The 11734-nt window shown below is 60.8% G+C and carries 12 protein-coding genes; 8 read left to right on the top strand and 4 right to left on the bottom strand.

The window, feature by feature from the left end; genetic code table 11:
* Positions 1 to 13 precede the first annotated feature (13 nt).
* The 4 genes from AC1DZT_RS19240 to AC1DZT_RS19225 all read right to left on the bottom strand — a co-directional run bounded on the left by AC1DZT_RS19240 (position 14) and on the right by AC1DZT_RS19225 (position 4518).
* Positions 14 to 1108, bottom strand: a complete 1095-nt coding sequence (locus tag AC1DZT_RS19240) for a helix-turn-helix domain-containing protein (protein WP_478008263.1) — start codon at positions 1106 to 1108, stop codon at positions 14 to 16.
* A gap of 187 nt (positions 1109 to 1295) precedes the next feature.
* Positions 1296 to 2195, bottom strand: coding sequence for a ParB/RepB/Spo0J family partition protein (locus AC1DZT_RS19235; protein WP_478008356.1), 900 nt, complete (start codon positions 2193 to 2195; stop codon positions 1296 to 1298).
* A 28-nt stretch (positions 2196 to 2223) separates the two neighbouring features.
* Positions 2224 to 3591 (bottom strand): plasmid partitioning protein RepA, encoded by a 1368-nt coding sequence (repA, locus tag AC1DZT_RS19230; RefSeq protein ID WP_478008262.1) that lies wholly within the window; start codon positions 3589 to 3591, stop codon positions 2224 to 2226.
* A 231-nt stretch (positions 3592 to 3822) separates the two neighbouring features.
* Positions 3823 to 4518: a helix-turn-helix transcriptional regulator gene (locus tag AC1DZT_RS19225; protein ID WP_478008261.1), complete on the bottom strand. Its 696-nt coding sequence runs from the start codon at positions 4516 to 4518 to the stop codon at positions 3823 to 3825.
* A gap of 307 nt (positions 4519 to 4825) precedes the next feature.
* On the opposite strand from AC1DZT_RS19225, the gene AC1DZT_RS19220 reads away from it, so the two are divergent.
* The 8 genes from AC1DZT_RS19220 to AC1DZT_RS19185 all read left to right on the top strand — a co-directional run bounded on the left by AC1DZT_RS19220 (position 4826) and on the right by AC1DZT_RS19185 (position 11605).
* Positions 4826 to 5206, top strand: a complete 381-nt coding sequence (locus tag AC1DZT_RS19220) for a hypothetical protein (RefSeq protein WP_478008260.1) — start codon at positions 4826 to 4828, stop codon at positions 5204 to 5206.
* 111 nt (positions 5207 to 5317) lie between these two features.
* The gene (gene traL, locus AC1DZT_RS19215) at positions 5318 to 5608 is read left to right on the top strand and encodes a type IV conjugative transfer system protein TraL (protein ID WP_478008259.1); all 291 of its coding nucleotides are present in this window, start codon (positions 5318 to 5320) and stop codon (positions 5606 to 5608) included.
* Entirely contained in the window at positions 5608 to 6183 is a 576-nt protein-coding gene (locus AC1DZT_RS19210) for a TraE/TraK family type IV conjugative transfer system protein (RefSeq protein WP_478008258.1), read from the top strand. Before traL ends, AC1DZT_RS19210 begins: the two co-directional genes overlap by 1 nt.
* Complete coding sequence (locus AC1DZT_RS19205) at positions 6180 to 6914, top strand: TraK domain-containing protein (RefSeq protein WP_478008257.1); 735 nt, start codon at positions 6180 to 6182, stop codon at positions 6912 to 6914. The genes AC1DZT_RS19210 and AC1DZT_RS19205 overlap by 4 nt, the downstream gene beginning before the upstream one ends.
* On the top strand, positions 6911 to 8218 hold the full coding sequence (locus AC1DZT_RS19200; protein ID WP_478008256.1) for a TraB/TrbI/VirB10 family type IV secretion system protein: 1308 nt from the start codon (positions 6911 to 6913) through the stop codon (positions 8216 to 8218). The genes AC1DZT_RS19205 and AC1DZT_RS19200 overlap by 4 nt, the downstream gene beginning before the upstream one ends.
* The gene (locus AC1DZT_RS19195; protein WP_478008255.1) at positions 8215 to 8664 is read left to right on the top strand and encodes a TraV family lipoprotein; all 450 of its coding nucleotides are present in this window, start codon (positions 8215 to 8217) and stop codon (positions 8662 to 8664) included. The genes AC1DZT_RS19200 and AC1DZT_RS19195 overlap by 4 nt, the downstream gene beginning before the upstream one ends.
* Positions 8661 to 11135 (top strand): TraC family protein, encoded by a 2475-nt coding sequence (locus tag AC1DZT_RS19190; protein WP_478008254.1) that lies wholly within the window; start codon positions 8661 to 8663, stop codon positions 11133 to 11135. Before AC1DZT_RS19195 ends, AC1DZT_RS19190 begins: the two co-directional genes overlap by 4 nt.
* On the top strand, positions 11132 to 11605 hold the full coding sequence (locus tag AC1DZT_RS19185; RefSeq protein ID WP_478008253.1) for a TrbI F-type domain-containing protein: 474 nt from the start codon (positions 11132 to 11134) through the stop codon (positions 11603 to 11605). Before AC1DZT_RS19190 ends, AC1DZT_RS19185 begins: the two co-directional genes overlap by 4 nt.
* Positions 11606 to 11734 lie beyond the last annotated feature (129 nt).

Here is an 11734-nt window from a genome sequence, read left to right as displayed (position 1 = left end):
AACCCGAACGTCCTTACCCGAATACGACCTTGGCAAAGTAGCTTTCTGGTTTTTGGACCGAGTCGGCCTTCGCCAGCAGATAGTCCAATGTCCGAAGCACTTTCTCGGGCCCGGCATGTCTCAACGCTTGCATCAGGCTTTCGTAGCGAATTCTAAGCATGCTGCCGATGTCCGAGAGACGACGCATAAACCCATCTGCGCTAATTGGTGGGTCAGGAAAAAACGAAGCGAGCTGAGCATAGTCATTCCATAGAATTGGTTCTGTTCTCTGATGCTCGAAACCTTTCCTGCTACGGATTGCGGTGTTGTCCTCACGCTTGCCGTTCCCGTCTTCTAATGAATCTCTTTTTTGTGACTCTATGTGCCGGACAAATTGACCGTTCTTGGCGGTCGTTTGGTGCGATTCTGAGTCTTGGTGAACAGGTTCGGTGTCCCCTGTCACATCTACCAAAACCCTAATTTTGTTAGCCTTTCTGTCGACGAGAGCTTGGAGTGCTGTGATCATGTCTGAGAGTTGATCCGCACCAATTGTTGCACGACGCAATGCATTCCTTGCAATTGCCAATTGGGCCACTTCGGCTTCAGAGAGATCAGTCCTCTTTGCAGCTTTCACACGCAGAGACATCGCTTGAGCTTTAAGAGAACCAAGGTCCCTGCGCGCATCAGTGAGTGCCTTCGCTCGAACGGTCAAGGCGGCGAACTGTTTCGCTAGGGGGAGCAGGTCGAAACCGAAGGCATCCTTGATCACTCCGCCGAAGCGCAGTGGAAATCGTTTGCCATTTGCTGATGCCTTGCGGCTGACCAGACCTGCATTCTCGAGTCTAGTGATGCAACGGCGAATGGTGCGCTCGTCAATGCCGTTTGCGCGTTCGGACAAGGACTCGTTTGATGGGAAGACGATCGTGATTGAAGGGGCCACAGCTTGCTGTCTGCCGGATTTGTCTCGCGGTAGGAAGCTGATCAAGGCGGTCAGAACGGCCAGGTCATTCGGTGTAAGGCCGAGCTCGCGACGGAGGGTTTTGACCGGGGTCAGGAGTTCGTACGATATGCGAAACCCAATACTAGTAGGTGCCGCCAAGGCGGGTGAGGTGCGAAGCACGTGTTTCATGATGTTTTCGGCGAAAAAGCTTCCCCGATCACCGGCAGCGGTGTTGAAATGGAATCGTGATGGGGGTATCAATCAGTTGTCCAGACTAATTGAGGCCCTTCGGAAGCACCGCTTTCGGGGGGTCTTTCTTTTTCGGTCCGTTCCTCCTTTCTGCTCGTTTGTTGTGGATTTGTGGTCTTGACCGCGGTCAAGACCGGGGGGTGTCTCGCTCGGTGCCATCTGGGCCTAGATCAAGAAGGTCGCGCAAAATCTCTCGAAGGGTATTTTCGACGCGTTCCATCAGGCTTGCGTCCACATCCAGAATGATGCGGTTGCCCTTCCGGCTGATTCTTACGCGCTCACCCATTTTGGGTGTTGGTGGGGCAGGGGGCGGCGGCGAGAGCAAGGCAATTGCGGCGTCGAGGCGATCGGGACCTGAAAAGCCATGCGGCACCTTTCCAGCGACCGAAATGGCCCCCTTGGGGTTGGCTTCACAGAGCTTTGCAAGCTTCTCCCAGATGCGTCGTCCGACCCCGTAGGCCGGGCCTATGGCGCGGATCAATTCGATCGGGATGCCATTGGCGATTCGGTTCATCCGAGAGACGAGCGACTCGTCAATCTGAAGAGCACGATAGGCGACGGTTTGTGCATTCTTCCGTCCGTCGTCTGTCTTGCCCAGTTCGCGAATGATTCCCGAAACAAATAGAGCGCGCTCGATGAATGATGGGTCCAAGCGGGCATTGTTTTCCACGCCCTGAGCGATGATGGCCTCTTCGTCCGTCATCTCCATTACAGTTGCGCGGACACGTTGGCCCAGTGCACGGCACGCAAGCAGTCTGCGACGCCCATAGACGATTTCGTAGCCATCCTGAACCCGGCGCACGAGTACAGGCACTTTCTGACCATGTTCACGGATTGAGGCAATGAGTTCGTCGAGGCCGTCAGACGGATCAATCCGGTCCATTACGGCAGACATTCGGATTGTCCCTGGATCAAGAAGCCTTGTGGCGTGCTTGTCTTCTTCCAGAACCGATGCCTGGGCCCTCACGACTGTCGGACTGGTGCGGACCAAATCTGAGGGTTCGTCCAAGGTGTTCCCCTGGACCATTGCGTTTTTCAATGAGTCCCCGAAAACCTTACGCGCCATTGGTCCGCCCCCAAGCCTTCAAAATTTCCTTTTCGATTTCGTCTGTTACGCGAGAAACGGACTCGATGGCGCGTTCGTATGTCTTGCGATTCACATCGCGCGGTTCGACCTCGAAGATGCTTTGCTGGGTATTTGCAGCATCACCGACCGCCGTTGACTTCAAGAATTCGGCGGGAAGCACCGCATCTCCGAGGACCGTGCGCAAAAGCGAGGAAATCTGCACTTGTGGCCCATCCGTGTTCTCGTAGCGCGTGATCAGGACCCTCACGAAGTTAAGCCCGTGTTCCGGCGCATGTGATTCGACAACCGCCATCAGGTTGCTTGCCATGCCCAGAAAGCTGGCCAGTGACATGACGTCCAGCATCGACGCGTTAAGCGGGATAACGACACCGGTGGATGCGAAGAGCGCAGAGATCACAGTGAAGTTTAGCTGCGGCGGGGTGTCAAAAATGACAATGTCGTAGTTGTCCAAGATCGGCTCGAGTGCATCGCGGATCCGGCTGTGAAAAGTCGTTGTTCCGTGGCGGAAACTTAGCGCAACCTCGAATTCGTATTCCATGATGTCCATGGAAGCCGGGATGAGGTCAACCGTTGGGAAATTGGTCTTTCTGATGATCTCTGAAGCGGGCAGGGGGCTCTCGGTTCGGATCAGATCGTAGGAGGTCGGCATGTCCGGGTCGATTTCGGGCGTAACCCCGAAAAGACTGGTGAGACTTCCCTGGCTGTCGAGGTCGACAAGCAACACTCTGTAACCCCGAAGGCCCAGAAGTTGGCCGATGTGCGTGACCGTCGACGTTTTTGCGGAGCCGCCTTTAAGGTTGAAAACGGTCAACACCTGACATGCCTCGCCGGGCTGACGATGCGGATGTTCTTCGGGCTTCATCCTGCCTGTTTCAAGGAGGATCCTCTGTGCTTCGACCATCTCTTTTGCCGAAAAGCTTCGACGGCTGCCACTTTCAAGTAGACCTGCTGGGAAGCCTTCGAGGTTCGATACATGGTGTCGGAACGTATTCTGGTTGATCCGGAGGAGTTCAGCCGCTTCGCGCATGGCGAAGCGACGCAAACCTTTCTGCGCATCGGGCGGAAACGTTTCCTGCGTATGCTCAAGCAGGCGCGTGCTAAGCCGCTTGGACATAACATCAAATCTCTGGGATGCTCTTATCCCGTTCATCATCTGCCCCCGGGTATTTATATTTTTCCCGACAATAACAGAAAAGGCGGATGAATCTACGAAAAACCGTTGAGCGGGTTCTGAGGCGTTGAGTGCTAGCTCTTCCCCTCGAGAAAACGCGTTGGAAAACAGCTTCTTAAGTGCATTCTCCTTTGCCATGCTGTCAACAGATTGGTGTCTGCCCATGCTGCTTTCGCTAGATGTGGCACCGGTGGACAGCACTCGCGCCTTAGCATCGCGATTCTGCGATTCGCGGCTTTGGGAGGGCTCGAGGTCAGAATTCTCCCTCCTCACGCCCAGATCTCCCCAGTCATCAGCGCCTGTCGATGGATGGCGAGGGAGACGGTGAACCTACCGAGAGCAGAGCGCTTCTTCATTGTGTCGATCCCGAATTCGCATCCCGATTTTGCAGATTGGTCAGTCATAGGCGCTCACGATGCTGCCCTCGACGGCCATGGCGAGGGCATGGGCGGCGTTTCGGGCGCCGAGCGCCTTGCAGGCCCGCTCGATGCGTTTCTTGACCGAGTCGCGGCTGATGCCGAGATGCAGGGCGATGTCGATCTGGGACATGCCGATGGCCAGCATGGTCATGACCTCGCGGCAGGCCGGGGTCAGATCGCTGGTCAGGGAGCGCAGCGAAAGCGTGTCGTGGAACAGCACATCAAGTTCGCGGATCTCATCGTCGGTGAACTCGCGATCGGCTCGGGCGCAGGAAAGGAAGGATCGCTTCAGCCCGATCATCTGATTCTTGGTCGAGAGAATGACGCCGAATCGCAGGTTATACTTGGCCGCATGTTCGAGAACCCTGACCGAACGCGGCGGGGTTTGGGAGCCTGCGATTTCAGACCAGCGAGCCGCACCGGAATTCGCTGCCGCCCATGCCAGAACCGGGTCGAGGAGCAGGAAATCCATCGCCGTGTAGTGTTCGAACCAGGCCCGCGGGAAGGAGGAATAGGCCAGTTCGGGGCGGAAGAATTCGTTCATTTGCAGGGCCAGAATGTAACCAGAGGTTGCAATCTGGGCGATGCGCAGATCGTGGCGGGCAAAGCCCGGCGCACGGGCGATCATGGCTTCGAGCGGGACGAAGGGCAGGGGTGTTTTCTTTTGCTTCAAGGCAGTGATCTTCGTAATTACAGTGTGTTCATAGGGTTTCTATATCAGGTTCCCAAATGGGCTACTCCGATGGGCGGCGGCGTTTAGGCAGAGATTCGTAAAACGGCAAGGGGTCGTTTTGCGACTCAAACACGCGCAGAGGTCGCAAAATGACGTTTCCCTCAACAACCATTGGGCGAAAAATCCTGGAAGATTCTTTCAACCGCCGCTGCGGGGAAACTTTCGATGTCACCTTTGCCGACCCTGTGTTGTGCGGCGAGATCGCTCATGGTTTCAGGCGGGCTCAAACCAACTCGGGAGCCATATTTTGACCACCTCGACACTTGCCAAGATCCTCCTCGCGGGGGCTTTCATCGTCCTGGCCGATGCGGCCATTGCCTCGACCACCGGCACCGGGATCGCAGCCGGGTTCGGCACGCTCAACACCGCACTTGACGGGCTGATCAAGGGGGCGGGTGGCTATCTGATCCTGATCCTTTCGGTGATCGTGGGCGGTGTGACGCTGGCGCTGACCGGGCGCTGGACCTTGGTCATCGTCTCGCTCGCGGTGGGTCTCTTCCTTGGCTACGGCATCACGATCATCAAATCGGTGGCCGGGATCACCGCCACGACCGACATGATCAGCTTTGAGGTCCCGGCTCTGGCCCCGTTGCCCGTCGCATTCGACGCCGTGGCACGCCCGATCTGAGCTGAACCCCGGCCCGGGTGCTGCCCCCGGGCCGCGACATTCAGAACCTGAGCCGCCCCGATCGATCCCTGATCCCGTTTCGTCCCAAACTCTACCCACCGGAGATCCCCCATGTCCGACCCTGTGATCCGCGTCGAACAGCATCTGCAGGATGTGCCGCGCATTCTCCTCGTCCCCATCGATGAGGGTCTGGCGGCTTTGCTGCCGGTGGGCTTTGGGCTCATGACCCAGCATCTGATCCCGGGGCTCGCGATGGGCCTCATCTCCTTCGCGCTCTGGAAGCGCTTCAAGGGCGAGGGCGGCGTGCCGCATGTGCTGGCGCTCCTCTACTGGGTGCTGCCGCGCCCGATGAACTTCTGCCGCAGCCTGCCCGACAGTGCGGTTTCGGTCTGGAGAGGCTGATGAATTTCGCGGTGATGGAAACATCGATGGGCCGCTTGCGCCGGGCTCGCAATGCCTTGGGGCTGGTGTGCCTCGCGCTGATCGGGTCAAACCTGCTTCTCTCCTGGCAGGTCTTGCAGACGCACAGCCAGACCATCTTGATACCTTCCCGGGTCAGCGATGGCATGGTGGCGCAAGGCGGCGGCGATGTGCGTTACCTTGAGGCGCTGAGCCTGGATGCGACCCAGGCCATGTACACGGTCTCGCCCGCCACGACGACTTACAGCCGTCAGGTCATCGAGCGGCTTTCCAACCCCATTGAACGCGATGCCCTTCTGAAACGCTTCGATGAAGTGGCCGAGGATATCAAGAAACGCGAGATTTCCACGGTCTTCCTGCCCGAGAAGATCGACCACGATCTGGCAAAGCTTACCCTGACCGTCTCCGGGCAATTCGCGACCTACCTCGGCACGACCCGGGTGTCGGAAGAGCGCCGCACCATCAGGGTCACCTTCTCCGAATTCGGCGGCTCGGTCCGCGTGGCGCGGATCGAGCGCCTGGTCGACCCAGTTCAAGTGCCGGAGGCCAAGCCATGAAGCGGATGGGTCTGTTTCTGTGCCTGGGGCTCATCACCTTGAGCACCTCGGCTTCGGCTGAGCAGCATCTGAGGATCGGCATCGACAAGACGGTTCACTTCACTGCCGCGGTGGGTGGCGTGACGCGGCTTTCGGTGCAGGGCGGTCGGATCCGCAAACTCGTGCATGGCGACAGCGCTTTCGAGACGATGAACGATGAAGAGACCGGTGACGTCTTCTTCCGCTACGCCGGGGATCAGGCGAAGCTCGTGCCCGAAACCGGCCATCTGATCACCGAGAGCGGAACGACGATCGCCTACGAGATCACGCCGCGTGCGACGTCGGATGCCGAGACCGTCGTGATCGAAATCACCGGCCAACCCGCCGCCACGATACCAAACACCGGTGCGGCCAACTCGCGCGCGGCGGAACCTGCTCCATTCCTCGACCCGGGTGCCACGGACATCTCAGGCGGTGGCTATGGCGAAGGATTGGTCGCTTTCGCCCGCGAGATGATCGTCAAACACATCGACCGCAAGCCCGCACCGCGCCTCGGCCATGGCGCTGTCGTGGCAAGCGATAGGGCAGGGGGCTTTCGCGCCCGTATCCTGGTGGCCAGTGGCGGCTCCAAGGGTCGCTATGTCCGGCCGCAGGACTTCCAAGGGTCTCATGTCCTCGCCGTCTGGGTTGAGAAATCCACGCTCACGCCGAACGAGCGCGCCTGGGTTCTGATCGTCGAGGGTGCCCGATGAGCGATCTACGCAAGGTACAGCAATGGAAGATCATGGGCCTCGCCGGGGTAGGGGGTGTCACACTCCTGGGCATCCTCGGCTGGGTGATGAATGCCTCGGAGGCCAATCTGGTCGGATCGGGTGATAGCCCCGCGATTGATCCGACGATCATCGCCGATGTCACCTCCTCGGCGAGCCCGGAGCTCTCCTGGATTTCTCAAAGCAAAGCCGAGATCGAGAAGCTGACAGCACAGGTCACCGAACTGACCTCATCGGTGACGGCGCTGAAAGAGGAACAGACAAAGCAGATCGCGGATCTGACGGCGCAATATGATGACGCGCTTTTGCGTCAGCAGCAGGACATCAATACCCTGAAGGGTGGCGAGGCTGCCGCTGGTCCCGATACTGCGGCCCAGGATGCCGGGCTCGGGCAGGATTTCGTGTCGGCGGTGCCGCATGGGGCAGGGGATCTTCCGGGGGTGAGGTCAGGAAATGCCGGGAAGGGGGGAGTTGCCAGCAGCACTGGAGCTTCTTCTGACGGGTTCGGGACGAGTTTCACGCTCGCGGCAGCACCGGGAAGCGAGAAAGCCTCCGGGCTGCAGGGGCCGGCGCAAGCCGCTGGCGTCAATGGCGGTGATCCCGCAGACGGCACTGTGGCGGCTGCGGCCGCGCAGGACTCGCATGTGCGCAAGCTTGAGAGCTATGTTCCGGCGGGCAGCTATGCCCCGGCCATGGTCATCGCAGGCGTCGATGCTTCCGCCGGCGTGAAATCTCAGGAGAACCCGGTGCCGGTTCTGCTGCGGCTGACCGGTCCGGTCACCACGGCGGCGGCAGGCGCGGGCCCGGGCAGCAGGGTGGATCTCACCGGTTGCACCGTTGTGGGGTCGGCTGCGGCCGATCTTTCGTCCGAGCGGGTCTATGTCCGGCTCACCACGCTCACCTGCCTCAACCATCGTGGCGAAGTGCTGGAAGTCCCGGTGGCCGGCATCGTCGTCGGCTCAGGTAAGGCGGGCGTGCGCGGCAAGGTCGTCTCGCGCGAGGGCACCCTGGTCCGCAACGCCGCCATTGCCGGCGTCCTGCAGGGCATCGGTCAGACGGCCTCGGGCTCGGCGCAATCGGTCACCGGATCGGACAGTCTCGATACGACGGTGGGCGCAATTGCCGGCGCCTCGGCGGCCGGCGCGCTCGGAGGCGGCATCTCCGGCGCCGCCAATACGCTGGCGCAATATTACATCCAGCGCGCCGAACAATATCAGCCGGTGGTTTCGCTCTATGGCGGCACCTCGGTCGAAGTGGTCTTCCTCGATGGAGTGGATTTGCGATGACACCGCGATTTGGCGGCAAAACGGCATCGGGTATCGCCCAGGTACTCCGCCCGACCCTTGCGCTTTGCCTGGCCTTGACGCTCGGCGCCTGCGCGTCCTCCAACACCGAGCAGGATTTCCTCTGCCCGGCCCAGATGGGCTCGCCTTGCACAACGATTGCTGCGGCCGATGGGGCAGGGTCCTCGGGCCAGCCGGTGCAGGAACGTGGCGAAGACACGCTCGCGGGCAGTTTGACCCAATCCCCGCTCTCGCATGGCAAAGCCGGGAAGGCCGGTACCGCGGCCCCCATGGGCGATGGCGGCTTTGCCTATGATGCCGGCTCCTACCGCCTGCCGGAAAAGGTCGGCACGCTCTGGATCTCCCCCCATGCCGAGGGCGAGACCCTCTATGAGGCCACTTTCGTGCATTTCCTGATCCTGCCCGCCACCTGGGGGGATCGGCCATGAAAGCGCTGAATGGGCTCTTCGCCAGCCTCTTTGACGATCCGGATTGGAGCGAAGGCGCACCCGAGGTCCTGGCTGGGCAAGTCGTCTCGGACCTTTTGCCCTGGCGTCTTTACGAGGCCAAGAACGAGCTCTTCGTGAATGTGGACTCGACGGGTTTCATCTTCGAGGTAACCCCGCAGGTCGGCACCGCCGATCTGACCCCGACGCTGACCTCGATCATCCAGTCCCGCGCGCCGCGCGAGGCCACGATCCAGATCCTGAACTGGACCTCGCATGACATCGACGCGCCTTTGCTCACCTGGGCGCAGCACCGCTTCCGCCATGGCGATCTTGTCCGCGAAATGGCCGGGTCGCGCATGCGGCACCTGCGCGGGGCGCGCTTTGGCACCGATCATGGCGTCAAAGCCATCCCGCATGTGCGGCGGGTCTTCCTCGCTGTCTGGATCGACGGCAGCGGGGATCTCACCGGCGAACGTGAGCTTCTGGAATTCCGCTGCGCCCTGATCGCGGGTTTTGGCGGTGAAGATGGCGTCCGCAAGGTGGCCCCGAAAGAGTTCCTGAAGCTCATCGCCGAAATCCTGCACGCGGGCTCACGCGGCTGGCCGGACTACATGCCGGATCAGTTCCTTAACCACCAACTGCCCGGCGCCGGCCTCAAGGTGCGGCGCGCCTCGCTCGGGTTTCAGGGGGAGCCGGAACTGTCGGTGGCCTCGGCCTCTGTCACGCGGTTCCCGAAGGAATGGTCTGCGGCCTTCGGCGCAGTCCTGAACGGTGTCCCTGACAATGCCGCGCATCGCCCAATCGGACCGGTCCTGACCTCACTCGTGATGCGGCTGCGCCCCAAGGACAAAACCCTGGCCTTCCTCAACCGCCAGCGCGCCGGTCTCATGCACACCATGGGTACGGAATTCGCCAAATGGGCTTCTAACCTCGCGGAGAAGAAGGCGGAGTTCGACGGGCTTGTGGCCCAGGTCGAAGGCAATGAGCGGCTTCTCGAATGCGTCTTCCTGATCTCGGCCTATGCCAGGGGCGGCGATGCCGAGGCCAAGTCGGCTCTGGCCGAACTGGCCAAGATCTACCGCTTTGCAGGCTTGACCCTTGGCGATGACACCTATCTGCAATTGCCGCTGTTCCTGTCCTCGCTTCCCTTCACGGCCTCCGGCAACCGGATGACGGACCTGAGGAAGTTGCAGCGAATGCGGCTTTTGAAGGCGGAAGCCGCCGTCGCTTTCGCCCCCATCCATGGTGAATGGCTTGGGGCGGGGGAGGGCAAGGGCGTGCTCCTTCTCGGCCGTCAGGGTGGGATCTTCGACTGGGACAATTTCCGCTCGAGCGGCAACTTCAACGTGGCGGTGCTCGGCAAGTCGGGTGCTGGCAAGTCGGTCTTCATGCAGGAATTTGTGGCCTCGATCTATGCCCGCGGCGGCAAGATCGTGGTGATCGACGACGGCTATTCGTTTCGCAACACGGTCGAGCTCTTCGGCGGCACCTTCGTCGATTTCGAAGCCGATTGGACGATCCGGCTCAACCCCTTCTCGATGCTCTCCGAAGAGGCGATGGCCGCCCCGGAATACCGCGCCGAAGCGATCGAGCTTCTGACCCGGATCGTGGCCTCGATGGCCGCCTTGGGCAAGAACGCCCAAGGTCGGGTGCAAGAACTGGAAGAGAGCCATATCGCCGAAGCGGTAGCCCGGGTCTGGGACATGAAGGGCCGGGAGGGGGAAGTGGGCCACGTCCATGAGCTTCTGCAGGCCCATGCTTCTGATCCGCGCATGGCGGATGTCCTGACCAAGATGGCGCCCTTTGTGGGCGAAGGGGTCTATGCGGCTTACCTCAAAGGGCCGGCCACGATTTCGCTCGGGGCGGATTTCACGGTGGTGGAACTGAGCCGGATCAAGGGGCAGCGCATCCTGCAGGATGTGGTTCTGCAGATTGTGATGTTTCTGTCCTCCGAGCTCATGTACAAGACGGCCCGCGATATTCCGGTGGCCTTGGTCATCGACGAGGCCTGGGATCTTCTCAAGACCGAGGCCACGGCGCGCTTCATCGAAGCCCTGGTGCGGCGGGCGCGAAAATACAATGCGGCGCTGATCACCGGCACGCAGAGCTTCCGCGACTATGAAGAAAACGCCGCCGCCCGGGTCTGTCTGGAAAATTCGGACTGGACCGTGGTTATGGCCCAGAAGCCCGAAACCCTGGACCTTCTGGCCTCGGAAAAGCGCCTCGCCGTCACCTCCGGCATGCTGCACCAGCTCAAATCCATCGCCCCGGTTCAGGGCCTCTATTCCGAGATGGCGATCAAGGGGCCGGAAGGCTGGGTCTTTGGCCGGCTCCTCCTCGATCCCTTCTCGCTCGCGATGTTTTCCAGCCGGGGCGAGACGGTCGAGCGGATCCGGCGCCTCCGCCAGGAGGGCGGGCTTTCCATGGTCGATGCAATCCGCCGGGTGGCGGAAGAAGGGAATGCGAGATGAACGACAGGACAAACCTTGTGGCGGCCCAGGTTGCCGCACCGACCGCGACGGGACAGGCGCCGGTCTTTGCCCCCTCTTCCCCCGTCCCGGGGACGTCTTCCGAAGCGCAGAGGTCTCAAAAGCTGCAGCGCTTTCTGGAACTGGCGGTCACCGGGATCATCAGCATGGCGGCCACGCTGGCGCTGGTGACGGCACTCAGCCCGAGCCACCACGCGGGCTCCAAGCCCCTGGCGGTTCTGGACGCCGACCGCGCGGCAGAGACTTTCGTGCGCTCGCCCGGCATCTCCGACCTAGACGAGCAGGCCTTCGGCGATGCCGTCACGCGCTTTCATGGCGCGCTCCTGAAGGAAATGCTGCGCTACGGCGCCAAGACGGGGACGGTGGTGCTCTCCAATTCGGCGGTCCTTGCGGGAGAGGTGCCGGATGTCACGGATCTTCTGACCCAGAACGCCATCCGGAGAATGAAGTGAAGGGCGGGGCGGAAGCGGCGGGTTTCGCGCCTCTTGATCCGGGGGATATCCCGGGATGGGGGGAGGGGCCTGATAATGCGATCTGGACCGATCCTTTGGTCGCGGTGAGTGCTGATGCGGAAGCATCTC

Source organism: Rhodobacter sp. P1_C2 (genome assembly GCF_056406375.1).
The sequence above is the reverse complement of the archived record's forward strand: the minus strand, read 5'-3'. Positions and strand labels throughout refer to the sequence as shown.